General features: G+C 70.3%; 20 protein-coding genes. 10 read left to right on the top strand and 10 right to left on the bottom strand.

Annotation, left to right across the window (positions count from 1 at the left end):
• Positions 1 to 56 precede the first annotated feature (56 nt).
• From OG841_RS33355 to OG841_RS33370, 4 genes are all read left to right on the top strand, one after another.
• Positions 57 to 1,442: an alpha-amylase gene (locus OG841_RS33355; RefSeq protein ID WP_328637985.1), complete on the top strand. Its 1,386-nt coding sequence runs from the start codon at positions 57 to 59 to the stop codon at positions 1,440 to 1,442.
• Between the two features lie 125 nt (positions 1,443 to 1,567).
• Positions 1,568 to 6,967 carry a pullulanase-type alpha-1,6-glucosidase gene (pulA, locus tag OG841_RS33360; RefSeq protein ID WP_371567770.1) on the top strand — a complete coding sequence of 1,800 codons (5,400 nt, stop codon included), beginning with the start codon at positions 1,568 to 1,570 and terminating at the stop codon, positions 6,965 to 6,967.
• A 73-nt stretch (positions 6,968 to 7,040) separates the two neighbouring features.
• A complete protein-coding gene (locus OG841_RS33365) occupies positions 7,041 to 8,660 on the top strand; it encodes a SpoIIE family protein phosphatase (protein WP_371567772.1) in 1,620 nt (539 codons plus the stop codon).
• A 28-nt stretch (positions 8,661 to 8,688) separates the two neighbouring features.
• Positions 8,689 to 9,042 carry a 5-carboxymethyl-2-hydroxymuconate Delta-isomerase gene (locus OG841_RS33370; protein ID WP_328637982.1) on the top strand — a complete coding sequence of 118 codons (354 nt, stop codon included), beginning with the start codon at positions 8,689 to 8,691 and terminating at the stop codon, positions 9,040 to 9,042.
• Here OG841_RS33370 and OG841_RS33375 read toward each other — a convergent pair.
• The 3 genes from OG841_RS33375 to OG841_RS33385 all read right to left on the bottom strand — a co-directional run bounded on the left by OG841_RS33375 (position 9,039) and on the right by OG841_RS33385 (position 12,292).
• On the bottom strand, positions 9,039 to 9,728 hold the full coding sequence (locus tag OG841_RS33375) for a TetR/AcrR family transcriptional regulator (RefSeq protein WP_328637981.1): 690 nt from the start codon (positions 9,726 to 9,728) through the stop codon (positions 9,039 to 9,041). The two genes, OG841_RS33370 and OG841_RS33375, sit on opposite strands and share 4 nt — an antisense overlap.
• 64 nt (positions 9,729 to 9,792) lie before the next feature.
• Complete coding sequence (locus tag OG841_RS33380; protein ID WP_328637980.1) at positions 9,793 to 11,733, bottom strand: hypothetical protein; 1,941 nt, start codon at positions 11,731 to 11,733, stop codon at positions 9,793 to 9,795.
• Positions 11,734 to 11,782: 49 nt separating this feature from the next.
• Complete coding sequence (locus OG841_RS33385; protein WP_328637979.1) at positions 11,783 to 12,292, bottom strand: tetratricopeptide repeat protein; 510 nt, start codon at positions 12,290 to 12,292, stop codon at positions 11,783 to 11,785.
• A gap of 128 nt (positions 12,293 to 12,420) precedes the next feature.
• Between OG841_RS33385 and OG841_RS33390 the strand changes: the two genes are divergently transcribed.
• Entirely contained in the window at positions 12,421 to 12,831 is a 411-nt protein-coding gene (locus OG841_RS33390; protein WP_328637978.1) for a hypothetical protein, read from the top strand.
• Between the two features lie 63 nt (positions 12,832 to 12,894).
• Here the strand turns inward: OG841_RS33390 and OG841_RS33395 are convergent, their stop codons facing one another.
• The 3 genes from OG841_RS33395 to OG841_RS33405 all read right to left on the bottom strand — a co-directional run bounded on the left by OG841_RS33395 (position 12,895) and on the right by OG841_RS33405 (position 16,552).
• Positions 12,895 to 14,460, bottom strand: coding sequence for a DUF1996 domain-containing protein (locus OG841_RS33395; RefSeq protein WP_371567779.1), 1,566 nt, complete (start codon positions 14,458 to 14,460; stop codon positions 12,895 to 12,897).
• Between the two features lie 182 nt (positions 14,461 to 14,642).
• A complete protein-coding gene (locus OG841_RS33400) occupies positions 14,643 to 15,296 on the bottom strand; it encodes a response regulator transcription factor (protein WP_365118259.1) in 654 nt (217 codons plus the stop codon).
• A complete protein-coding gene (locus OG841_RS33405; protein WP_328637975.1) occupies positions 15,287 to 16,552 on the bottom strand; it encodes a sensor histidine kinase in 1,266 nt (421 codons plus the stop codon). Before OG841_RS33405 ends, OG841_RS33400 begins: the two co-directional genes overlap by 10 nt.
• A gap of 258 nt (positions 16,553 to 16,810) precedes the next feature.
• Between OG841_RS33405 and glnII the strand changes: the two genes are divergently transcribed.
• The 3 genes from glnII (at position 16,811) to OG841_RS33420 (ending at position 19,810) form a co-directional block, all read left to right on the top strand.
• Complete coding sequence (gene glnII / locus OG841_RS33410) at positions 16,811 to 17,839, top strand: glutamine synthetase (RefSeq protein WP_371567783.1); 1,029 nt, start codon at positions 16,811 to 16,813, stop codon at positions 17,837 to 17,839.
• Positions 17,840 to 18,181: 342 nt separating this feature from the next.
• Positions 18,182 to 18,742: a winged helix-turn-helix domain-containing protein gene (locus tag OG841_RS33415; RefSeq protein ID WP_328637974.1), complete on the top strand. Its 561-nt coding sequence runs from the start codon at positions 18,182 to 18,184 to the stop codon at positions 18,740 to 18,742.
• A 60-nt stretch (positions 18,743 to 18,802) separates the two neighbouring features.
• Entirely contained in the window at positions 18,803 to 19,810 is a 1,008-nt protein-coding gene (locus OG841_RS33420; RefSeq protein WP_371567787.1) for an SDR family oxidoreductase, read from the top strand.
• A 24-nt stretch (positions 19,811 to 19,834) separates the two neighbouring features.
• Here OG841_RS33420 and OG841_RS33425 read toward each other — a convergent pair whose 3' ends face one another.
• Positions 19,835 to 20,284 (bottom strand): MarR family winged helix-turn-helix transcriptional regulator, encoded by a 450-nt coding sequence (locus tag OG841_RS33425; protein WP_328637972.1) that lies wholly within the window; start codon positions 20,282 to 20,284, stop codon positions 19,835 to 19,837.
• A 66-nt stretch (positions 20,285 to 20,350) separates the two neighbouring features.
• Here OG841_RS33425 and OG841_RS33430 point away from each other — a divergent pair, with 66 nt between their 5' ends.
• Positions 20,351 to 21,217, top strand: a complete 867-nt coding sequence (locus OG841_RS33430; protein ID WP_371567791.1) for an alpha/beta fold hydrolase — start codon at positions 20,351 to 20,353, stop codon at positions 21,215 to 21,217.
• Positions 21,218 to 21,219: 2 nt separating this feature from the next.
• Here the strand turns inward: OG841_RS33430 and OG841_RS33435 are convergent, their stop codons facing one another.
• Positions 21,220 to 21,858, bottom strand: a complete 639-nt coding sequence (locus tag OG841_RS33435) for a hypothetical protein (protein ID WP_328637970.1) — start codon at positions 21,856 to 21,858, stop codon at positions 21,220 to 21,222.
• A 107-nt stretch (positions 21,859 to 21,965) separates the two neighbouring features.
• The gene (locus OG841_RS33440) at positions 21,966 to 22,328 is read right to left on the bottom strand and encodes an arsenate reductase family protein (RefSeq protein WP_328637969.1); all 363 of its coding nucleotides are present in this window, start codon (positions 22,326 to 22,328) and stop codon (positions 21,966 to 21,968) included.
• Positions 22,329 to 22,492: 164 nt separating this feature from the next.
• Here OG841_RS33440 and OG841_RS33445 point away from each other — a divergent pair, with 164 nt between their 5' ends.
• Positions 22,493 to 22,807 (top strand): hypothetical protein, encoded by a 315-nt coding sequence (locus OG841_RS33445; RefSeq protein ID WP_057611735.1) that lies wholly within the window; start codon positions 22,493 to 22,495, stop codon positions 22,805 to 22,807.
• Positions 22,808 to 22,848: 41 nt separating this feature from the next.
• Here the strand turns inward: OG841_RS33445 and OG841_RS33450 are convergent, their stop codons facing one another.
• The gene (locus OG841_RS33450; RefSeq protein ID WP_328637968.1) at positions 22,849 to 24,048 is read right to left on the bottom strand and encodes a winged helix DNA-binding domain-containing protein; all 1,200 of its coding nucleotides are present in this window, start codon (positions 24,046 to 24,048) and stop codon (positions 22,849 to 22,851) included.
• Positions 24,049 to 24,120 lie beyond the last annotated feature (72 nt).

The following is a 24,120-nucleotide window of genomic DNA, read 5'->3' on the forward strand; positions in this document are numbered from 1 at the left end:
CGTTCTCGCCGGCGCCAGGCAAAGACGCCTGGCCGTCAGGCAAGGAGAACCCCCACGTGATATCGAGATGGACCGCATCCGCTGTCGCCACGGCCACCGCGTTCGCCGCCGCGGCGGCCGTGCTGGCCCCCCAGGCCGCCCACGCCTCCCCGCCCGGCACCAAGGACGTCACCGCCGTCCTCTTCGAGTGGAACTTCGCCTCCGTCGCCAAGGAGTGCACCAACACCCTCGGCCCCGCCGGATACGGCTCCGTGCAGGTCTCCCCGCCCGCCGAGCACATCCAGGGCTCGCAGTGGTGGACCTCGTACCAGCCGGTCAGCTACAGGATCGCGGGGCGCCTCGGTGACGCCACCGCCTTCAAGAACATGGTCGGCACCTGCCACGCGGCCGGGGTGAAGGTCGTCGTCGACACCGTCATCAACCACATGTCCGCGGGCAGCGGCACCGGTACCGGCGGATCGGCGTACACGAAGTACAACTACCCCGGCCTGTACTCCTCGTACGACATGGACGACTGCACGTCGACCATCACCGACTACACCAACCGCTCCAACGTCCAGAACTGCGAACTCGTCGGCCTCGCCGACCTGGACACCGGCGAGGAGTACGTCCGCGCCACCATCGCCGGCTACATGAACTCCCTGCTCGGCTACGGCGTCGACGGCTTCCGCATCGACGCGGCCAAGCACATCCCGGCCGCCGACCTCGCGAACATCAAGTCGCGTCTCTCGAACCCCTCCGTCTACTGGAAGCAGGAGGTCATCTACGGCAGCGGGGAGGCCGTCCAGCCCACCGAGTACACGGGCAACGGGGACGTCCAGGAGTTCCGCTACGCCTACGACCTCAAGCGCGTCTTCAACAACGAGAACCTCGCCTATCTGAAGAACTACGGCGAGGGCTGGGGCTACCTGAACGGCTCGGTGGCCGGCGTCTTCGTCGACAACCACGACACCGAGCGCAACGGCTCCACGCTCACCTACAAGGACGGCGCGAACTACACCCTCGCCAACGTCTTCATGCTCGCCTACCCGTACGGCGCCCCGGACATCAACTCCGGCTACGAATGGTCCGACACGGACGCGGGCCCGCCCAACAACGGTTCGGTGACCGCCTGTTGGCAGGACGGCTGGAAGTGCCAGCACGCCTGGCCGGAGATCCTGCGCATGGTCGCCTTCCGCAACGCCACCCGCGGTGAGTCGGTCAGCAACTGGTGGGACAACGGCGGCGACGCGATCGCCTTCGGGCGGGGCGCCAAGGGCTACGTCGCCATCAACCACGAGTCGAGCTCGCTGAGTCGTACGTACCAGACCTCGCTGCCCGCCGGGACGTACTGCAACGTGCAGAACAACACGAGCGTGACGGTCGGCTCCAACGGCCAGTTCACGGCCACGCTCGGGTCCAACACGGCACTGGCGATCTACGCGGGCAAGTCCGGCTGCTGAGCAACTCACGGGATCACTGAAAGTTCTTTCCATCTGTTTCAGGACTATTGCTGTAAGGCTTACGGCGGCGATACGGTCGCGCGGGGTCGGACCCACAGAGCCGTCATCGCAAGGAGTCCACGTCAGTGATACCGAGATGGCCGGTGCCGTCGAGGCGCCGTACCGCACACGCCGGACGGGTCGCCGCGGTCACCGTGACCGCGCTGGCCGCAGCGCTCGTCCAGCCGCTCTCCGCCCGGGCGGACACCCCGCCGCCACCGCCCACCGACGCGAAGCTCGCCGCGGAACCGGCCCGGCACGACGACACCCGTGAGCAGTTCTACTTCGTCCTGCCGGACCGTTTCGCCAACGGCGACACCTCCAACGACCGGGGCGGGCTCACCGGTTCACGGCTGAGCACCGGCTACGACCCCACCGACAAGGGCTTCTACCAGGGCGGCGACCTCAAGGGCCTGACCAGGAAGCTCGACTACATCAAGGGCCTCGGCACCACGTCCATCTGGATGGCCCCGATCTTCAAGAACCGGCCCGTACAGGGCACGGGTGCCAACGCCTCCGCCGGCTACCACGGCTACTGGATCACCGACTTCACCCAGGTCGACCCGCACTTCGGCACCAACAAGGACCTGGAGACCCTCATCTCCAAGGCCCACGCCAAGGGCATGAAGGTCTTCTTCGACGTCATCACCAACCACACCGCCGATGTCGTCGACGACGAGGAGAAGTCCTACGACTACCTCTCCAAGGGCGCCTTCCCGTATCTGACGAGGGACGGCGAGCCCTTCGACGACGCCGACTACGCCGACGGCTCCCGGGCCTTCCCGTCCGTGGACGCCGACTCCTTCCCGCGCACGCCCACGGTCACCGGCGCGGGCGCCAAGGTCCCGTCCTGGCTCAACGACCCGACGATGTACCACAACCGCGGCGACTCGACCTACGCCGGTGAGTCGACGACCTACGGCGACTTCTCCGGCCTCGACGACCTGTGGACCGAGCGCCCCGAGGTCGTCTCCGGCATGGAGAAGATCTACCGGCGCTGGGTCAGGGACTTCGACATCGACGGCTTCCGGATCGACACCGTGAAGCACGTGAACATGGAGTTCTGGACCCAGTGGGCCACGGCTCTCGACGCCTACGCGGCCAGGCAGGGCCGCAAGGACTTCTTCATGTTCGGCGAGGTGTACTCCGCCGACACGTCGATCACCTCGCCGTACGTCACCCAGGGCCGCCTCGACGCCACGCTGGACTTCCCCTTCCAGGAAGCCGCACGGCAGTACGCCTCCCAGGGCGGCAGCGCGCGGAAGCTCGCGAGCGTCTTCGGCGACGACTACAAGTACACGACCGACAAGGCCAACGCCTACGAGCAGGTCACCTTCCTCGGCAACCACGACATGGGCCGCATCGGATCCTTTCTGAACCAGGACAACCCGAAGGCCACCGACGCCGAACTCCTCGCCAAGGACAGGCTCGCCAACGAACTGATGTTCCTCAGTCGCGGCAACCCCGTCGTCTACTACGGCGACGAACAGGGCTTCACCGGCGCGGGCGGCGACAAGGACGCCCGCCAGACGATGTTCGCGTCCAGGACGGCCGACTACCTGGACGACGACGAGATCGGCACCGACCGCACGCACGCGAGCGACGCCTACGACACCAGCGCGCCAATGTACGAGCGGATCAGCGCTCTGTCCAAGCTCCGCAAGGCCAACCCGGCGCTCACCGACGGCGTCCAGGAGGAGCGGTACGCGGCCGACGGGGCGGGGGTCTACGCCTTCTCCCGTACGCAGGGGACCACCGAGTACGTCGTCGCCTTCAACAACGCGAGCGAGGCCAAGTCGGCGACGTTCGCGACCGGTTCGGCGAACATGGCGTTCAAGGGGATCTACGGCGGTGCCTCAGGCGTCACCTCCGACGCCGACAAGAAGATCACCGTCACCGTCCCCGCCGGCTCCGCGATCGTCCTAAAGGCGGCCGGCAAGCTCGCCCCGCCCGCCACCAAGCCGACGATCACCCTCAAGGCCCCGGCCACCGGAGCCACCGGCACCGTCGAGCTCACCGCCGACGTGGACGGCGGACAGCTCAACCGGGTCGTCTTCGCCGCCCAGATCGGCGGCGGCACGTGGCGGACACTCGGCTCAGCCGACCACGCGCCGTACAAGGTCACCCAGACCGTCGGCAAGGCCGTACCGGCCGGAACGGCCCTGCGCTACAAGGCTGTTGTCGTCGACTCGACGGGACGCATCGCTTCAGCGACGGCGGAGTCCGTCACCGGTGCCCCGCCCGCCGAGGAGCCCCCCACCGTCTCCTCCCGCGACTACGCGGTCGTCCACTACCAGCGCGCCGACGGCGACTACGCCGACTGGGGTCTGTACGCCTGGGGCGACCTCGCCGACGGCGAGTCCACCACCTGGCCCGACAGCCACCCCTTCACCGGCCGGGACGCGTACGGCGCCTTCGCCTACGTCAAGCTGAAGCCCGGCGCCTCGAACGTCGGCTTCCTCGTCATCGACAAGGACGGCGACAAGGACGTCTCCGCCGACCGCACGATCGACGTCACCAGGACCGGCGAGGTGTGGATCGAGCAGGGCAAGGACGCCGTACAGACGCAGCGGCCCGACTACCCGGCGCAGGACAGGACCAAGGCCGTCCTCCACTACCACCGCACCGACGGGAACTACTCCGGCTGGGGTCTGCACGCCTGGACGGGTGCCGCGAACCCCACGGACTGGTCGAAGCCACTGGAGCCGGTGCGGACCGACGCCTATGGCGCGGTCTTCGAGGTACCGCTGACCGACGGGGCCACGAGCCTGAGCTACATCATCCACAAGGGCGACGAGAAGGACCTGCCCACCGACCAGTCCCTGGACCTCACGGCGAACGGCCACGAGGTGTGGCTGCTGAACGGCCAGGAGAAGTATCTGCTCCCGCAGCCCGCAGGGTCCGCCGCCGCGCTCGACCCGACCACCTCCAAGGCCGTCTGGATCGACCGGAACACGGTCGCCTGGAACGGCTCCGAGGCGGCCGCCTCCACCCAGCTGCTGTACTCCCACGACGGCTCGATCGCCGTCGACCGAGGAGCCCTGACCAGCGACGACGAGAGGTGGCTGCGGCTCACCAGGACGACCCTCACGGACGCCCAGAAGGCCAGGTTCCCGCACCTGAAGGACTACGCGGCCTGGTCCGTCGACCCACGTGATCGCGACCGCGTGAGGGAGGCCCTCGACGGTCAGCTCGTCGCCTCCCAACGGGCCGCCAACGGCGCCGTGCTGACCGCGACCGGCGTCCAGATCGCCGGTGTGCTCGACGACCTGTATCCCGCCGCCACGAAGGCGGAACTGGGCCCGGCCTTCCACAACGGCCGCCCCACACTGTCCGTCTGGGCGCCCACCGCGCAGTCGGTGAGGCTGGAGCTCGACGGGTCCCTGAAGGACATGCGACGCGACCCCACCACCGGCGTGTGGTCCGTCACCGGTCCCCGGTCCTGGAAGGGCAAGCCCTATCGGTACGTCGTGAAGGTCTGGGCGCCCGGCGTCCGGAAGGTCGTCACCAACAAGGTGACCGACCCCTACTCGGTCGCCCTCACCACGGACTCCGCGCGCAGCCTCGTCGTCGACCTGGACGACAGGTCCCTGGCGCCGCGCGGCTGGTCGACGTACACCAAGCCGAAGGCCGTGCCCCTCAAGGACGCCGAGATCCAGGAGCTGCACGTCCGGGACTTCTCGGTGGCGGACAAGTCTGTGCCGTCCAAGGACCGGGGCACCTACCTCGCCTTCACCGACAAGAACGGCGACGGCTCCGAGCACCTGCGGGAGCTCGCGAAGTCCGGGACGAGCTACGTCCACCTGCTGCCGGTCTTCGACATCGCGACCGTCCCCGAGAAGAAGTCCGATCAGGCGACCCCCGCCTGCGACCTCGTGTCCTACCCGGCCGACTCCGACAAGCAGCAGGAGTGCGTCTCCGCGGCCGCCGCGAAGGACGCCTACAACTGGGGCTACGACCCGTACCACTACACGGTCCCCGAGGGCTCGTACGCCACCGACCCGGACGGCACCGGCCGTACGGTCGAGTTCCGCGAGATGGTCAAGTCCCTCAACGACGACGGTCTGAGGGTCGTCATGGACGTCGTCTACAACCACACCGCGGCGAGCGGGCAGGCCGCCACGAGCGTCCTCGACCGGATCGTCCCCGGGTACTACCAGCGGCTCCTCGCCGACGGTTCGGTGGCCAACAGCACCTGCTGCGCCAACACGGCCACCGAGAACGCCATGATGGGCAAGCTGGTCGTCGACTCGGTCGTCACCTGGGCCAAGGAGTACAAGGTCGACGGCTTCCGCTTCGACCTCATGGGCCACCACCCCAAGGCCAACATCCTGGCCGTGCGCAAGGCCCTCGACGCGCTGACCCTCAAGAAGGACGGCGTCGACGGCAAGAAGATCATTCTCTACGGCGAGGGCTGGAACTTCGGCGAGGTCGCCGACGACGCCCGGTTCGTGCAGGCCACGCAGAAGAACATGGCCGGCACCGGCATCGCGACCTTCTCCGACCGCGCCCGTGACGCCGTCCGCGGCGGCGGGCCCTTCGACGACGACCCCGGCGTCCAGGGCTTCGCGTCCGGACTGTACACCGACCCCAACTCGTCCACGGCGAACGGGACTGCGCAGGAGCAGAAGGCCCGCCTGCTCCACTACCAGGACCTCATCAAGGTGGGCCTGTCCGGCAACCTCAAGCAGTTCACCTTCACCGACACCGACGGCAAGGAGGTCACCGGCGCCCAGGTCGACTACAACGGTCAGCCCGCCGGATACGCGGACGCCCCCGGCGACGCCCTCGCCTACGCCGACGCGCACGACAACGAGTCACTGTTCGACGCGCTGACGTACAAGCTGCCCGCCGGCACCGGCGCCGCCGACCGGGCCCGGATGCAGGTCCTCGCCCTGGCCACGGCCGCCCTGTCCCAGGGCCCGTCGCTCTCCCAGGCGGGCACCGACCTGCTGCGCTCCAAGTCCCTCGACCGCAACTCCTTCGACAGCGGCGACTGGTTCAACGCGATCCACTGGAACTGCCAGGACGGCAACGGGTTCGGCCGCGGACTGCCCATGGCGGCCGACAACGCGTCCAAGTGGCCGTACGCCAAGCCGCTGTTGGGCTCGGTGACGGTCGGCTGCGCGCAGATCCAGGGGGCCTCGGCCGCCTACCAGGACCTGCTGCGGATCCGTACGACGGAGAAGGCGTTCTCGCTCGGCACGGCGGAGCAGGTGCAGTCGAAGCTGTCCTTCCCGCTGTCCGGGAAGGACGAGACGCCCGGTGTGATCACGATGGAACTGGGTGATCTCGTCGTCGTGTTCAACGCGACGCCGAAGGCGCGGAGCCAGCGGGTCGAGGCCCTTGCCGGGAGCACGTACCAGCTGCATCCGCTGCAGGTGGAAGGCGCGGACTCTACCGTCAAGGGGGCGTCCTACGAGCGGAAATCAGGCACCTTCGCCGTTCCGGCTCGGACCGTGGCCGTTTTCATCCGCCATCCGTAGCTGAAGGCATTACCTTGGTGGAGCAGAGCCCGAACCCCGCTCTGCTCCACCGGTGTTGCCCGAGGGCGGACAGATGGATGCAAAAGGCAAACTGACAGGCACGACCGTGATGGTCGTGGACGACGTGGAGGCCAGCCGGTATGCCATGAGCACCGTGCTGAGCCGGGCAGGGCATCGCGTCGTACCGGTCGCCACCGGCGGCGAGGCCCTCGCGGAACTCGACACACGGCTGCGCAAGGGCACCCTGCCGGATGTGGCCCTCGTCGATGTGGGGCTGCCCGACATGAGCGGCTTCGACCTGTGCCGGCTGTTCAAGGAACGCCCGCACACGGCCGGGATGCCCGTGGTGCACTTCTCGGCCTCCGCGGTGCCCCCGGCCGTGCACTGCGCGGGCATGGACATGGGTGTCGAGGCCTATCTGAAGGTGCCCGCCGAGCCCCTGGAGATCGAGGCGGTCGTCCGGGCCGCCGTCCGCAACGCCCAACTGCGGGCCGGTGACCGGGCGTTGGTGCGACGGCTCACCCTGCTGTCCGAGACGATCGTCACCATCCAGTCGGCACGCACCCTGCAGGAGCTCTCCGACGCGGCCGCCGAGGGTCTCTCGCGGCTCACCGGCACTCCCGGTGCCGTCTTCGTCCTCGACCAGGAGGACGTGCTCTACCGCGGTCTGTCCCGCGACCGCATTCCCGTCGCCCTGCCCGACGAGGGCGCCGACCGGGCCGTGGCCGCCCTGCTGCGCCGGCTCACCCGGGGGCAGGCCGGAGTGCAGCTCACCACCGTGCACGCGCCGCTGTGGCCCGCCGGGTTCTTCCGGCCCGGCGTCGAGCACGACGCCCGGCTCGCGCTCGTCGTCACCCAGGACGGCCGGGCACCGGTGTGCCTGGCCGCGCCCGCGCGCGGGATGCGCAGGGTGGGCCTGGAGGGCGAGACCCTGCTGGCCCAGCTCGCGCAGGCCACCGCGCTCGCCGCCCAGCCGCTGCTCATGTACAAGGTCGAGCGGCATGTCGCCCTCACCCTCCAGCACAGCTTCCTGCCCCAGCCGCACCGGCTGCCGGAACTGCCGGGCATCGACGTCGTGGTCCGTTACGTCCCGGCCTCCCGGCAGACCGAGATCGGCGGCGACTTCTACGCCGCCCTGCGCGTGGACGAGGGGGTGCTCACCGCGGTCGGCGACGTCGTCGGGCACTCGCTGGACGCGGCGACCGTCATGGTCGAGCTCCGGCACGCGCTGCGCGCCTACGCCGTGGACGAGAGCGATCCCGCCGTGCTCGCCGGGCGCCTCGACCGGACGCTCCAGCGCTACCACCCCGACACCACGGCCACCGTCTGCCTGGCCCTGATCGACCCGGACACCGGGCGCGCCCGGATCGCCAACGCCGGCCACATCCCGCCGCTGATCGTCCGCGACACCGGCACCGCCGACTACGTCAAGGCGGCAGGACCGCTGCTCGGCGTCGGCCTGCCCCATCCGCCGGCCACCGAGCTGTTCCTCGAACCCACCGACCGGCTCCTCATGGTCACCGACGGCCTCATCGAGACCCGGGGGACCGACCTCTCTGCCTCCCTGGAACACCTCCGCGCGGCCTCCTCCGGCGCCCTGCCCGGCCTGGACGCCCTGTGCGACACCCTCCTGGACACCTTCGGCCAGGACCGGGAGGACGACATCGCCATGCTGGCGCTGCGGCTAGGGTGACCCGTGCCGTCGTAGAACAGGAGTCCTCATGCCGCAGATCACCGTCGAACACTCCCCGTATCTCGACCATGTCGACTGGGAGGAGTTCGCCCTGGCGCTGCACCCGGTCGTCGTCGAGACGGCGGCCGCGAAGCTCGAGGCGTGCAAGACCCGGGTCCTGCGCACCGAGGACGAGGCGGTCGGCGGCGAGATCAGGAACCACGCGATCGTGAACGTCACGCTCGCCCTGCTCGCCGGACGGTCCGAGGAGACCAAAGCGAAGCTCACCGAGGCCGTCGTGGAACTGCTGCGTAAGCACGTCGGACCTGTGGACGGCCTCACCGTGCACCTCTCCGCCGAGGTGCGCGACCTGGACGCCTCCTACACCAAGACCGTGCTCTAGGAGGCCAGCGCGATCAGCCGGGCCGCCAGGTCGGTGAACGGGCCGTCGTTCGGCTCGTCCTTGAGCATGTGGCGCAGCAGCGCGGTCATCTCCTCGTCGTAGGCCGCGCTCACCGCGGCCAGCGCGGCGAAACTGTGCACGAGCTGCGTCTCCAATTCGGCGCGCGGGATGCGCCGGCCGTCCAGCCAGATCAGGGCGGTCGACTCGACGAGCGAGATCCAGGAGCGGATGAGCAGTTCCAGCCGGGCGGGCGGGTCCGTCACCCGCAGATGCGACAGGATCTGCTCATAGGCGACCTGCCGTACGGAGTCGATGAGCGCGTTCGTCGCCGAGGAGCCGACCGCGGGCCCTCCGCGCATCAACGCCGAGAAACCCGGGCCGTGTTCGTCCACGAAGTCGAAGAACCGGCGCATCACCCGCAGCAGCCGGCCGCCCAGCGACCCCTCGTGCGGTTCCTCGAACCGGCTCGCCAGGTCCTGCGCCGCGCGCTGCAACGCGGCCTCGTACAGGCTGAGTTTGCCGGGGAAGTAGTGATAGACCAGCGGCCGCGAGATACCCGCCGCCGCCGCTATCTCGTCGATGGAGACCTCGTCGGGCGAGCGGCGGGCGAACAGTTCGAGGGCGACGCCGATCAACTGCTGACGCCGTTCCTCGACGCCCATTCTTCGACGGACCCCGGTAGTCATGCGAACACCTTACCGATCGGATCCGGCCTGGAACGGGCTGGATCGACCAGCGGTGTTCACAGCTCTACCGGAGCCCGCTGACCGCCCGCCCGTCCTCCAGGGTCCCCTTCAGCTCGGCCTGGGCCCCCTGCTTCGCCTTCGCGGCCAGCAGATTGCCGTTCGCCATCGCCCGGACCCCGCCCGACGCGCTGATCGAGGACGTCCCCCGGCTCCCCGCCGCCAGCAGGTACCAGGTACCGGCCCCCGACTTCCACAGCACCCCGGCCAGCACCTGCGGATCCTTCGCCCCGCACGCCGGCACGTTCTCGGCCTTCGCCGCGACCGCCCCGTACCGTCCGCCCGGTGTGTGGAACTGGGCCAGCACCCGCTCCCCGCCGCCCTGCCAGGTCTCGGCCCGGGTGCAGACCCACTCGGCCGTCCCGCTCGCGTCGGGCAGCGGCTGCGCCGCGTAGGACCAGGCGTTCACACTGCGCACGCCCGCGGAGCGCATCGCGCCCAGCGAGCAGGCGTACGGCGCCCAGGCGCGCAGCGCGCCCGCCCCGGACGCGTCCTTCACGGACCCGGGGCGGCCGGTGGTGAGGCGGGCCGGGACCAGTTCGCCGAGGTCGGTCAGCAGCCGGGTGCCGGAGGCGTCCGTCAGCTGGAGCACGTTCCAGGAGGTGCAGGGGCCGCTCTGCGCGGGGCCGGCCATCGGCGCGGTGGCGCCGCCGGTCAGCGCGAGGTCCGTGGCATCGGAGCCCGGCTTCAGCAGGTCCCGATCGGCGGCCTTGGTCACCCAAGGGGCCGTCAGATAGCGGACGTTGCCGTCGGCCCGGCCCAGGACGACCGCGCTCGCCTCCGCCCGGCCGGCGCCGTCGACCCGCGCGAAGTCGAGGGCGGCACCCTTGGTGCTGTCCCGCGGCTCGGCGTAGCGGACGATGCGCAGACCGTCGTAGAGGATCACCACGCGCGCGTTGTCGACGGTCCCGGCGTACAGCAGCTGCGGCGGGCCGGAGGGGCCGCCCGAGGGGGTGCCGGGGGTCGCGAAGACCTGGACGGTCTCGCCGGGGCGGGCCCAGACGGCGAGGGCGCGGCGCAGGAGGGCCGAGTCGCCGGTGAGGTCACCGCGCGCGGGCCACACGGAGAAGTCGGTGCGGGCGGAGGACTCCCACGCGGCGGCCGGGACCTTCAGCAGCAGGGCCGGGTCCAGGGCTGCCCGGGCGGCGGGGTTCTGCGCGTAGGAGGGCGCGGCGGCGCCGTCGGGGCCCCAGCCGTCGCCCGGCATGCCGAGCAGAGCCCCGCACACGGCCACGGCCGCCGCGGCGGCGAGCGCGGCCTTCATGTGCTGCCTGCGCCGCATCAGGTCGGTGGGCCGGGCCTGGAGCGAGCAGGGGTCGAACTCGGGGGAGTCGAGGAGGGCGTACTCGGCCTGCGCGGAGTCGGCCTGCGCGGAGTCGGCCTCGTCGAGAGCCGCGTCCACGTCCGCCACGCCCGCCGCCGTCAGCAGACCGCGTACGTCGCTGTCGGGGAGCTTCTCCAGGCCGCGCAGGACGTAGGCGGCACGGGCCGGGCCGGACAGGGCCGACAGGCGCTGGTCCAGGGCCAGTTCGTCGGCGCCGCCGGAGCGCGGGAAGAGCCTCAGGCCCCACACCTGGGGGAGCAGCGGCGGCAGCTGGGAGCGCTTGGGCCACGCCTTGCGCCGGAGCGGCAGGCCCGCCTCCAGTGCCGTACGCACCACCTGGAGGCGGACGAAGGCGTAGCCGGGGTCGACCTCGCGGCCGTCCGACTGGGCCGGGATCACGGGCGTCGCCGTGCGGCCCCGGGGCAGGGCGCGCTGGGTGAGGGCGTGCGCGGTCAGGACCCGCCGGTTGCGGCCGAGGCCCGGCGGCAGCACCAGATAGGCGAGCCGGACCAGCCGGGGGTAGTGCTCGACGAGCGCGGCCTCGGCCTGTTCGACGTCGACGACGGGGTCGGAGGCGGAGCCGGAAGCGGGTGCGGGGCGCGGGGCGACATCCTGTGACTGCACGTTCAGCAGAACGAGCGAATCGTTGGTTGGTCACCGCCCCCCGGGTGAATCAGTCCTGCGGGGCGACCAGCGCGCGGGCGTAGTGGGCCATCGAGCGCTGGTAGCGCGGCAGATGGGGGGCGAGCGCACCCAGAACCAGCGACAGCCCCTCGCGATCCCGGCCGAGGCTGGACAGGCACAGCGCCAGGGTGGCCCGTACGGCATCGTCCAACTCGTCGGACGGGCCGTCCAGTTCGGGAGTGAGCAGCTTGACGCCCTCCTCCGCCTGCCCCGTGTTCCGAAGGGAACTGGACAGCTGGATCTTGGCGCGCCGTCCCTTGTAGCCGCTCTCCCGGCTGAGCCCCCTCGCGAGCGCCTCCCGGTACAGCGGGACCGCCTTGTCCGAGTGCCCCGTCGAGTCCCAGGCGGAGGCCTGCTCGAACAGACCGAGCGGGCTGCCGTCGGGCAGCTCGGCCACGAGCGCGTCGATCACGGCCCGGAACTCGGCCGCCCGTTCTTCCGGATAGTCGTCCAACGTCGCCCAGGCGGCGATCACGCGCTTTTCCCAGTCCTCGTTCACCGGCACACTTTCGCACAGCCGTACCCCTGGCGACACCAGGATTTGAGCGTCCCGCGCCTCGCAGCCGTATGGGAGGAGACGGACCCCCGCCGGGGCCCGTCCGAGGTGACCCGTGACCGGAGGAACAGATGAGGTTGACCCGACCGATGCTCGCGCTGACCGGCGCGGCCGCGGTGCTGGCGCTGGCGGGCTGCGGATCCGGCGGTGACGCGAAGGCCGCCGCGGTGCCCTCCGCGGCCACCGGCAGCCTGGAGCACCTGGCCGCCGAGGTGAAGTGCACGCCCAACATCCAGATCGACGCCGACGAGCTGCGCCAGGCCATCTGCAAGAAGGACAAGGAGAAGTACATCCTGGCCACGTTCTCCACCGACCGCGGCCAGCGTGAGTGGATCAACACGGCCAAGGACTACGGCGGCTACTACCTCGTCGGCCGCAAGTGGATCGCCGTCGGTCACCAGGACGTGGTCGCGAGCCTGCGCCGCACGCTGGGCGGAGACCTCGAGGTGGGCGCCGACCATTCCGCGCACTCGGCTCACTAGCACCACGACGGACAGACGAAAGCCGGCGGTGGGAATCCCCACCGCCGGCTTTCTAGTGGTGTGTCACTGGCACTTCTTGCCGGTGTTGATGCAGTTGACCACCTTGTTCATCAGCTGAGTGCTCATGACGTTGATGAAGTCGTTGTGGTCGGTGATCGGCTTGTGCAGCTGCTCGGGGAAACCGTCCACGGCGTACGGGCTCTTCACCTGACCGTTCTGGATGGTCGGAGCGGGAACGTCGTACACCAGACGGACCTGGAGCTGCGGGATCGCCTGGAAGCCGTTCGGGCAGCTGCCGTCGGCCCCGACGAACGCCACCTGGTCACGGTGGTTGGCGCTGTCGATGTTCTTGCCGTCCCAGCAGCTCTGGAAGTTGGACGTGCGGACCACCGAGCTGCCCTGCGGGCAGATCACGTACTTGTCCGTCACCTGCCGGTTCTCGAAGCCGGTGCAGCTGAACGAGGTGTTGGCGTTCTTGAGACCGTTCGTGAAGGCCTTGGCGTCGCCGGTGATGATGCGCAGGAACTGCGGCATCGCGACGACGGGACCCTTCTTGTTGCCGACGAACTTGATCTCCGCCTGCTTGGCCTTCAGGATCTTGCCGACGTTGCCCTCGGCTCCACCGCCGAGGTCGGCCGCGTCGAACTCCTTGGTGCCGTCCTGGAGACGCAGCACCGGCCAGTAGTAGGTGGACTTGTCACCCTGGTTCTGGCAGCTGGTACCGGCGTTCCCCAGGTCCTGGTCGCTGGAGAAGGCGTTGTTGTCCTGGTTGCCGACGTAGTCGTGCGTGTGGTGCGCGCCGTTGTCGACACCCGGGGCCACGATCAGGTTGTCACTGTTGAAGAGATTGTTCTCGTTGACACCGCACTTCGTGGTGAAGGAACCCTTGGAGCCGGTGTTCCCGTTGGCGGCCAGTCCGTTCTGAAGGCCCCGGGAGTTGGGCTGGACGTTCTGGATGTTGACGAAGTCCGCGGCCACCGGGCCCGCGGCGCCGTTGCCGTTGTTGTCGGCGTTCTGCTGGCCGCCCTGCTGCTGGCCGCCGTTCTGCTGACCACCGTTCTGCTGGCCGCCCTGCTGCTGGCCACCGTTTTGCTGCTGACCGCCGTTGTTCTGCTGGCCGCCGTTCTGCTGCTGGCCGCCGGCGTTGGTCTGCGCGTTCTGTGTCGTGCAGGCGGCCAACTGGCTGAGCGACGTGTTGAACTGGCCACCGACCCGCTGGACGTCGATGCGGATCCGGTCGATCGTGGCCGCCCGCTTCTCCTTCAGGGGGCCGACGATGGCGTTCTGGACGAAGCCCGAGTCACCCGCCTGAGCCTGCCGTGTCGAGGCGAGCCTGGCGTAGGCCTCGGTGATCTGCTTGTCCAGGTTGGCCAGCTCCGTGGCCACACCCTGACGCGCCGACTGAGGCACGTTCGTCAGCTTCTGGCCGACATCGGGGCAGGAGATGGTCGCCACCTGCGCGGCGGCGGCCTTCGTCTGGTTCTGAGACCAGCCGTTGTTGTTGGACTCGTGCGCCGAGGCGTAGAAGTTCGCCCAGATCAGCCCGCCCCCACCGAGCGCTAGGGCCGCCGACGCGGCTATGGCCTTGTTGGCCATCGACGAGCGGCGTTTACGTGTATTGCGTCCCATGGAACTCCTCTGACTTCCTTTTCCGGGCCATCGAGGCGCCCGACAGGAGTGAAGCGGCTCCCTCACTTACGGACGCCGTCCCAGGGGTGTTCAGCCGCCCCACAAACAAATCAGAGGTTTGCCGGGCACCGGGCCGACAACAGCCCGTTGAGCAGCAGGAGTTACAGAGAATGAGGGGTTGCTTACCGGCCCTGGTCGAGATACGCGAGCACCGCCAGCACGCGCCGATTGTCGTCGTCCGACACCTCAAGTCCCAGTTTGGTGAAGATGTTGGCGGTGTGCTTGGCGATCGCCCGTTCCGTGACGACGAGCTTGGCGGCGATCGCCGCGTTCGACCGCCCCTGCGCCATCAGTTCCAGCACCTCCCGCTCGCGGGGCGTGATCCGGGCGAGCGGGAGGTCGCCCGCCGCCCGCCGGGTCAGCAGCTGCTGGATCACCTGCGGGTCCATCGCCGTACCGCCCGCCGCGACCCGTCGTACGGCATCCACGAACTGCTCCGCGTCGAACACCCGGTCCTTGAGCAGATAGCCCACCCCGCCGGTGCCGTCGGCCAGCAACTCGCGCGCGTACAGCTGCTCCACGTGCTGCGACAGCACCAGCACCGGCAGCCCGGGTCTGTCCCGCCGGGCGTTCAGTGCGCACTGCAGACCCTCGTCGGTGTGCGTCGGCGGCAGTCGGACGTCGACCACGGCGACGTCCGGTTCCAGTTCGGCCAGTGCGCGGGCCAGTTCGGGTCCGCTCTCGACGGCCGCGGCGATCTCGAAGTCGTGCGCATCGAGGAGCCGCACGAGACCGTCGCGCAGCAGGAAGAGGTCTTCGGCCAGGACTACGCGCAAGGGATCTCCATGGTGACCATGGTGGGGCCGCCCGCGGGTGAGCCGACGGCCAGGACGCCGTCGAATGTACCCAGCCGCCGCTCGACTCCGGCCAGTCCCGAACCGGCCGTGATCAGCGCGCCGCCCCGGCCGTTGTCGGTGACGCTGATCCGCAGCATCCCCTCGGTCTGATGCAGGTCGATCCAGATCCGGTCGGCGCCGGAGTGCTTGACCGCGTTGGTGAGGACCTCGCTGACCGCGAAGTAGGCGGCCGACTCCACGGGCGCGTCCGGCCGGCCTTCGAGCTCCACGGTCACCTCGGTGGCGACCGGCAGCCGCAGCGCCAACGCCCGTACGGCGTCGCCCAGTCCGCGCTCTGCCAGCACCGGCGGATGGATGCCGCGCACCAGGTCGCGCAGTTCGGTGAGGGCGTCCACCGAGGACTGACGTGCCTGCGCCAGGAGTCGCTTCGCCTGCGCGGGGTCCTTGTCGAGGAGCATCTCGATGGTGCCGAGATCCATGCCCATGGCGACCAGACGGGCCTGCGCCCCGTCGTGCAGGTCCCGCTCGATGCGCCGCAGTTCGGCCGCGGAGGTGTCCACGGCGTCCCGCCGGGTCTCGGTCAGGACGCGGACGCGTTCGGCCAACTCGCCCTGACCGGCGCCGAGTACGGCGCGGGTGAGCCGGAAGTGGGCGGTCAGCAGCCGCGGGGCGAGTGGGGCGAGGGACAGCAGGACGACACCCAGGGCACCGGCGGCGAGCGCGGAAGGCTGGTCGGTGACATGCACGAAGCCGTACCAGTAGCCGCCGCCCAGCTCCGCGAGCGGCCGCCACAGCCCGGCCGCGACCGCGAGCCCTTCCAGCGGGTAGAGGACGAACACCGCCGGCAGCAGCGCCGTCACGAACCCCGCCGTCATGTCCACCTGCAACCATGCCAGATCCCGCCAGGTCGCCGGGTCGCGCAGCATCACGTAGGTGCGGGCCCAGGCGTGGGCGTTGTCCGGTATCGGCCGGTACGCCGACGGGATCCGCACCTCGCTCCACTCGGCCGCGAGCACCCGCCGCCAGTCCGCGAAGGCACGCACGCCCGTCAGCACCCAGGGGGTCGTGAAGACCCCGATCCCGACCGGGACGAGGGCGATGGACACCAGGCCGAGCGTGAGTCCGAGCAGCGCCCCCGGCAGTGTCACCAACGTCAGTGCGAGCCCCCGCGCGGCCGCGAGTCCGATGCCCCGCGCCCTCGTACCCCAACTGCCGTTCCGCGTCTCGATGGTCATACGGTCAGTCTGGTGGAGAGCGCGACGCGGGTCACTGGGCCTGGCCGCCGGGTCGGGAGGTGGTGCCAGGTACACCCTTCATCGCGCTCACACCGTGAATCGCGCCACAGCATCACCCGGTAACACGGGGTTCACATTCGAGCAATGACCGGGAAATCGCCTGTTGACAGGCTCGCGGGCATCAAATGAGGCGGCGTTTCAGTGCCGCAGCGCCGCAGCACCCGCAGTGCGTAGACACATCCCCGAAGGAAGTGGCCCGTGACCTTCAAGGCTGAGTACATCTGGATCGACGGCACCCAGCCGACTGCCAAGCTCCGTTCCAAGACGAAGATCATGGCGGACGACGCCAAGGGCGCGGAGCTGCCGATCTGGGGCTTCGACGGGTCCTCCACGAACCAGGCCGAGGGCCACTCCTCGGACCGTGTCCTCAAGCCGGTCTTCTCCTGCCCGGACCCGATCCGCGGCGGCGACGACATCCTCGTCCTGTGCGAGGTCCTCAACATCGGCATGACGCCGCACGAGTCCAACACCCGTGCCGCGCTCACCGAGGTCGCCGAGAAGTTCGCCTCCCAGGAGCCGATCTTCGGCATCGAGCAGGAGTACACGTTCTTCAAGGACGGCTACCCCCTCGGCTTCCCCAAGGGCGGCTTCCCCGCCCCGCAGGGCGGCTACTACTGCGGTGTCGGCGCGGACGAGATCTTCGGCCGTGACGTCGTCGAGGCGCACCTGGAGAACTGCCTCAAGGCGGGCCTCGCGATCTCCGGCATCAACGCCGAGGTCATGCCCGGCCAGTGGGAGTTCCAGGTCGGCCCGGTCTCCCCGCTGGAGGTCTCCGATCACCTGTGGGTGGCCCGCTGGCTGCTCTACCGCACCGCCGAGGACTTCGGCATCGCCGCGACCCTGGACCCGAAGCCGGTGAAGGGCGACTGGAACGGCGCGGGTGCGCACACCAACTTCTCCACCAAGGCGATGCGCGAGGGCTACGACGCGATCATCACCGCCTGCGAGTCGCTCGGTGAGGGCTCCAAGCCCCTCGACCACGTCAAGAACTACGGCGCCGGCATCGACGACCGCCTGACCGGTCTGCACGAGACCGCCCCGTGGAACGAGTACTCCTACGGTGTCTCCAACCGTGGCGCCTCGGTGCGTATCCCGTGGCAGGTCGAGAAGGACGGCAAGGGCTACATCGAGGACCGCCGCCCGAACGCCAACGTCGACCCGTACCTGGTGACGCGTCTGATCGTCGACACCTGCTGCTCCGCGCTGGAGAAGGCCGGCCAGGTCTGATCCCCGCCTCAGCCTCCCGAGGGGCGCTCACCGGCCACGGTGGGCGCCCCTCGGCGTGTCTCGGTGGAGCGGGCACGCCGGGAAGTGTCCGAGCAGTGAGAGAAGGCTCCTTTCGCGGGCCCGCGTCTGCTTCAATGGGTTCATGGCCAGCTTCCGGAAGTGCAGCGCGACAGGTCGCCATGACCTCGAGCCCTTCTGGCCTTCCCGTCAGCACCACGACTTCGACCGGGTGTGTTGCCGCGCGAGGAACGCGCAGGCCCTCTAAAGCCGTATACCCCGGCCTTCGGCCAGCGCGCAGACGTACGTCTCCCGACGACCCTCTCGCGCGAAAGAGCTGATCTCATGGCGACCACCCGTACTCTCTCCACCGCCCCCCTCACCGCCCCGTCCGAGAACGGCGTACGGCACCGGCTCCGAGCCGTCCGCCCCGACGAGGTTCCCGAAGCGCCGGAGTTCCTTCCTCCAGGAGCCACCTGGCTGCCCGCTCCCCAGCACACCCTGCCCATCCTGCCGGGCCAGCCCCCGATGATCGGCTACCTCGTGCTCGTCCCGGCCGACCAGCACCAGCCCTTCCGGCCGGAACCGACGGTCCCGGACGCGGACGCCGGCGCCCCCCTCGTACGGATCGACACCGTGCAGCGCACCGCGGAGGTGAACGGCAGGGAACTCGACCTCACCTACCTGGAGTTCGAGCTCCTCGCCCACCTCGTCCAGAACCCCCACCGGGTGCACACCCGCGACCAGCTGGTCACCACGGTCTGGGGTTACGGCCACGTGGGCGACGGCCGTACCGTCGACGTCCACATCGCCCGGCTGCGCCGCAAGCTGGGCGCGGAATTCCGGGGCGCGATCCAGACCGTGCGCCGGGTCGGCTACAAGTACACCCCGCCGACCGGCGGCTGACCGTCTGCCCAGGGCAGATCCGGGTTCCCTCGCGGCGCTCCGGCGGGCACAGTCACCGGCATGAGACTTCTTCTGCTGGGTGGTACGGAGTTCGTCGGCCGGGCCGTCGCCGAGGCGGCCCTGGAACGCGGCTGGGACGTGACCGTCTTCCACCGGGGACGGCACGCGCCCGTGGCCGGGGTGCGGCCGCTGCACGGTGACCGCACCGCGCCCGGCGGTCTCACGGCCCTGGCCCAAGGGGGCCCTTGGGACCTGGTCGTCGACACCTGGTCGGCGGCACCCCGCGCGGTCCGGGACGCGGCGCGGCTGCTGCGGGGCCGCGCCGACCGGTATGCGTACGTGTCGAGTCGCTCGGTGTACGCCTGGCCGCAGCCGGCCGGATACACCGAGGACGCGCCCCTGGTCGAGGGCGCCGCGGCCGACGCGGAGCAGACCGACTACGCCCGGGACAAACGGGGCGGTGAACTCGCCGCCGTCGACGCGTTCGGCACGGACCGCTCCCTGCTCGTACGGGCCGGGCTGATCCTCGGCCCGTACGAGAACATCGGCCGCCTGCCGTGGTGGCTGGGCCGTATCGCCCGGGGTGGCCCGGTCCTCGCGCCCGGGCCACGGGACCTCCCTCTCCAGTACGTCGACGTCCGCGACCTGGCGCAGTGGACGCTGAGCGCCGCGGAAGCGGAGCTGAACGGCCCGTACAACCTGGTCAGCCCACGCGGCCACACCACCATGGCCGAACTCCTCGACGCCTGTGTGGCCGTGACCGGGTCGAACGCCGAACTGCGCTGGACCGAGCCGGACATCGTCCTCGACGCGGGCATCGCGCCATGGACCGGCCTGCCGGTGTGGGTCCCGCCGGACACCGACCTGCACACCACCCTCCACAGCGGGGACACCTCCCGGGCCGTCGCGGCGGGTCTGCGCTGCCGTCCGGTCGCCGAGACGGTGTCCGACACCTGGCACTGGCTGCGGGAGAGCGGCGGGGTGGCGCCGCAGCGCCCGGACCGGCCGGTACTGGGTGTCGACGAGGAGACGGAGGCGAAGGCACTCGCGGCCGGCGAACGCGACTGAGCGGAGCGGCCGGTCCGTGCGAGGTCAGGCCTCCTCGGCCGCCGCGTCCCGTACCCCCGCCAAGAACCCCCGGATCGCCGCCCGTTCCCCCTCGTCGTACCCCTGGAGCAACTCCACCGCCCGCCCGATCAGCGGTCCGAAGAAGGCCTGCCCCAGCTCCACCGCGCGTTCGTCCACCTCGACGACCACCTTGCGCCGGTCCTCCCGTCCCCGTACCCGCCGCACATGACCGGCCCGCTCCAGCCGGTCGAGCAGCGAGGTCGTCCCCGCCGAATTGAGCCCGAGCTCAGCGCCGAGCCGCCCCGCCGTCATCTCCTCGCCCGCGCGTGAGGCGTCCATCAGGGCGATCAGGGCACGGACGTCCGTCGGATGCATGGCGTTGCGCTGGGCGAACCGGGCACTGTGCAGGCCGAGTTCGACGGTCACCGCGCGCAGGAGATGGACGATCTCCATCTCCGGTCCCGGGGACGTCATGTGCACCCTCTCGTATTATCTCGCTCATCGAGTATCTTGCCGAGCGAGATAATACGGGAGGGATCGATGAGTAGGTACGACGACGACGCGTTCCAGGCCGGCTACGACAAGGTGCTGGCCAAGTGGCCCGCCGACCGGGAGGCGCTACGGGTGCCCACCCCGTTCGGCACCACCCACGTCAACGCGTGCGGGCCGGCCGACGCGCCCCCGCTCGTCCTGCTGCCGGGCGGCGGGGGAACGACCTCCACGTGCTGGTACGCCCAGGCCGCCCCCCTCGCCCGCACCCACCGGGTCCTCGCCGTCGACCTGATCGGAGCCCCGGGCCGCAGCGAACCGGCTGCCGACCGTCACCCCCGTACGGTCGCCGACCTGACCGCCTGGCTGGACGCCCTCCTCGACGGACTCGGCATCACGGAGGCCGACTTCGGCGGACACTCGTACGGCGCCTGGATCGCCCTGCATCACGCCGTGCACGCCCCCCACCGGATGCGCCGCCTGTTCCTCCTGGACCCGACCCAGTGCTTCGCCGGGTTCAAGGCGGCGTATCTGCTGCACGCCCTGCCGATGCTGCTGCGCCCCACGCCCGCCCGGGTCCGCGCCTTCCTGGACTGGGAGACCGGGGGAGCGGCCCGCCTGGACCCCGACTGGCTCCGCCTCCAGGAGGCCGCCGCCGGTTTCCCCGCCGTGAGACCGGTCACCGGTCCCCGCCCCGCCCCGGACGCACTGCGCGTCCTGAACCCGCCGGTCCTGCTGCTCGTGGCCGCGAACAGCAGGACCCATGACCCCTACGAGGTGACGGCCCAGGCCGGCGAACTGCTGCCGCGGGCGGAGATCGACGTCGTCCCCGGCGTCTCCCACCACGCGCTTCCGCAGTCCGCACCTCCCGAACTGGCCCGCCGCCTCAGTGAGTTCCTAGGCGAACGTCCCGAATGACCTCACCCCACCTTCTCGATCAGGGCCCGGCGGATGAGGAACTTGCCCGGCTCCCGCACCTGTTCGAAGGCCGCGTTGTTGAGCAGGGCGCAGCTGCCGGAGACCGACGTGACCTCCACTGTCGTGGACTTGTTGTTGTCCAGGTTGGTGACCTTCAGCTTCGTGCCGGCCGGGAACTGGTTGCTGGACGCGGCGGGCGCACCGGCCTCACCGGAGAGCGTGACGGTCGAGCCGTTGCACACCTGCTGCCCGGAGGCGGCGTTCCCCGCGGGGGGAGCCTGAGAAGCGGACGCGGCCTGTGAGGGCTGCCCCGCGGCGGCCTGGGAGTCCTGAGCCGACTCCCCGACCGCGCAACCGGACGCCTCCTGCTGCACCTTGATCTGCGCGATCACCGCTTCCCGGTTGGCGATCCGGGCCGCCGACTGTGCGTCGGGAGCGGAGCGTTGCCCCTCGATGAACCGCTGGTTGTTGCCGAGCGCGGTGGCGAGCCCCTGGCAGACCGTCGATTCCGCCGCCGTCTGCGGACTCTGCGCGGCGTTCGAGGTGCCGGCCATCACAAAGGCCCCACCACCCGCCACCGCCGCCGCGCTCACCAGCAGCGCGACCTTCTTCTTCGTACCGAGTGTTCTCCTGCGCGACATCCGCGCCTCCTGGGAGCTAGGGGAGCGTACGCCGCTATGTACGAGATACCGAACGAGGTTACTCAGCGGTTACAGGAGTCATCAGACGTAACCTGCGTCACACTCCGCTATTTCCTGGCCAGGGCATCCCGTACGGCGTCCTCGGTGCGGCCGACCACCGCGGAGCCGTCGTCCGCCGTGATGATCGGCCGCTGGATCAGCTTCGGGTGGTCGGCGAGCGCGGTGATCCAACGGTCGCGCGAACTGTCGTCCCGGGCCCACTCCTTGAGGCCGAGCTCCTTGGCGGCGGCCTCCTGGGTGCGGGTGATGTCCCACGGTTCGAGCCCGAGCCGGTCGAGCACCTCGCGGATCTCGTCCTCGCTCGGGACGTCCTCCAGATAGCGGCGGACGGTGTACTCGGCACCCTCCGCGTCGAGCAGGCTGATCGCGCTGCGGCACTTCGAACAGGCCGGATTGATCCAGATCTCCATGGCGTCCACGGTACGCGAAAACCCGTCTTCCCCCTGCGTCACAGCACCCCCGAAAGCCCTTGTGGCCAGGGGCTTTTGTCAGTGGCGGACGGTAGAATAAAACCAGTGTTCGAGGGCGTCGCCGGGTCCCCGGTGGCCGCCCTTACCGCGACAGGAGGATGCCTGTGCCCGCTGCCGCACTGAAGCAGAAGCCGTTCCCGACCCAGTCCACCGCGAAGCACCCCGTGCTGCTCGACCTGCCGTACACCCCCGTGGAGAAGCGCCCGTTGCCGCCGGGCCGCCCCCGCGAGTGGTATGTCACCCACAACCGCCGCCTCAAGGCGATGCGGCTCGCGATCGCCCTGCTCGACTCCGGCGTCTTCGTGCCGAACCAGGCCCGCAACGAGACGATCCGGGACACGGCGGAGATGATCGGCGTCCACCCACCGTCGGACACGACGTGCCACATGGTGCGGGCGCTGATGCGCTACTCGCGATAAGCCCTGGCGCCGGGCGCCCTCCTGGGCGTCCGGCGTTCCGGTCAGCCCGTGCCCGTGGCCAACTCCTTCTCCAGCGGCACCCGGAACCGTGGTGTCACGCGCGTCGCCCCCACCCACCCCCGCAGTCGCTCCGCCTCCACCGCGATGGCCACCTCCGCCTCGCTCCCCACGCCCTCCGTGTCCAGCAACCGCCAGACGATCTCCCCGTCGGGCCGCTGTCCCCAACCCCCCACCACCCGCCCGTTCCACCACACCGTCGGTCCCACATTGCCGCTGCGGTCGAACAGGGCGGGCCGCAGCGACGGCGCCAGGTACCAGTCCCGCTGCTGCCAGCCCATCGCCGTCGGATCGAGGCCGGGAAGCAAGGCAGCCCAGGGCTCTACCGGTCCCGCGACCGGGTCGGCGTCGCCGTCGACGACGTAGGCCGGGCCCTCGTCGACGGACACCCGGACCGCGCGGATCGTCGTGAGCGCGCGGCGGACGTCGGTCACCTTCCAGCCCGTCCACCACTTCAGGTCGGCCTCGGTGGCGGGGCCGCACACGGTGAGCCAGCGCCGCAGCAACTCGGCCTGGGCCTCGGCCACGTCGAGTTCGGGATGCGGGGGTGCCACCGCCCAGCGGAACTGCGTGGAGATCCAGGAGCCGAGCGGCCGGCCGCGGACCACCTTGCCCTCCACGCCGAGCACCTTCAGCAGGCGGCTCGAGACGGAGTGGACGCCCTCGTAGCTCTTCCCGGCCGCGTACACGAACTGCTCCCGCAGCCGCGGCTCGTCCTGGGCGAGCTCCGTCGCCGTCGCCTCGCCGCGCCGGGCGAGCGCGGCCAGCGTCGCCTCCTCGACCTCCTTCAGCCAGGTCGCGTCCGGGGCGCCGGCCTTCGCCATGTCCTTGAGGAGCTTGGCCCGTTCCCGCGCGGCGACCGTGAGGCCGGTCGAGGCGTGCACGACCGCGGTGAGCTCGGTCGGGAACGCGAACACGGTGTGCCGCATCCCGTGCATGCGCACCAACGACCGGTCCTCGTACAACGCCCGCTCGGTCTCGGTGACGGTCCCCGAGGGATCCACGAGCCGCGCGCCGACCGCCAGATACACGGTCGCGGGGTCGGACCCGTGCAGCGCGACCAGAGCACCGGCCACCTCCTCGGGACTCCCCACCCGAGCCGTCCCGGCAAGCTGCTGCCGCGACGCCAGCCGAGCGCGCCGCTCCTCCACCCCGATGTACCGCACTTCGTCACCCACACCCATGCGGCCCATCTTGACGCAGGGCACTGACAACGCGCCCCAAGGGGGGCGGGGCTGTAGCAGGCCTGCCCCCGT

The organism is Streptomyces canus, assembly GCF_041435015.1.
Taxonomy (GTDB): domain Bacteria; phylum Actinomycetota; class Actinomycetes; order Streptomycetales; family Streptomycetaceae; genus Streptomyces; species Streptomyces canus_G.

What these genes read in the sequence shown, in the direction of transcription:
- OG841_RS33365 (WP_371567772.1), top strand. Translation starts at nt 7,041, where the DNA reads ATGGATGCAAAAGGCAAACTGACAGGCACGACCGTGATGGTCGTGGAC.
- OG841_RS33375 (WP_328637981.1), bottom strand. Translation starts at nt 9,728, where the DNA reads ATGACTACCGGGGTCCGTCGAAGAATGGGCGTCGAGGAACGGCGTCAG.
- OG841_RS33370 (WP_328637982.1), top strand. Translation starts at nt 8,689, where the DNA reads ATGCCGCAGATCACCGTCGAACACTCCCCGTATCTCGACCATGTCGAC.
- OG841_RS33440 (WP_328637969.1), bottom strand. Translation starts at nt 22,328, where the DNA reads ATGGAGATCTGGATCAATCCGGCCTGTTCGAAGTGCCGCAGCGCGATC.
- OG841_RS33435 (WP_328637970.1), bottom strand. Translation starts at nt 21,858, where the DNA reads ATGTCGCGCAGGAGAACACTCGGTACGAAGAAGAAGGTCGCGCTGCTG.
- OG841_RS33390 (WP_328637978.1), top strand. Translation starts at nt 12,421, where the DNA reads ATGAGGTTGACCCGACCGATGCTCGCGCTGACCGGCGCGGCCGCGGTG.
- OG841_RS33425 (WP_328637972.1), bottom strand. Translation starts at nt 20,284, where the DNA reads ATGACGTCCCCGGGACCGGAGATGGAGATCGTCCATCTCCTGCGCGCG.
- OG841_RS33450 (WP_328637968.1), bottom strand. Translation starts at nt 24,048, where the DNA reads ATGGGTGTGGGTGACGAAGTGCGGTACATCGGGGTGGAGGAGCGGCGC.
- OG841_RS33415 (WP_328637974.1), top strand. Translation starts at nt 18,182, where the DNA reads ATGGCGACCACCCGTACTCTCTCCACCGCCCCCCTCACCGCCCCGTCC.
- OG841_RS33405 (WP_328637975.1), bottom strand. Translation starts at nt 16,552, where the DNA reads ATGACCATCGAGACGCGGAACGGCAGTTGGGGTACGAGGGCGCGGGGC.
- OG841_RS33395 (WP_371567779.1), bottom strand. Translation starts at nt 14,460, where the DNA reads ATGGGACGCAATACACGTAAACGCCGCTCGTCGATGGCCAACAAGGCC.
- OG841_RS33430 (WP_371567791.1), top strand. Translation starts at nt 20,351, where the DNA reads ATGAGTAGGTACGACGACGACGCGTTCCAGGCCGGCTACGACAAGGTG.
- OG841_RS33420 (WP_371567787.1), top strand. Translation starts at nt 18,803, where the DNA reads ATGAGACTTCTTCTGCTGGGTGGTACGGAGTTCGTCGGCCGGGCCGTC.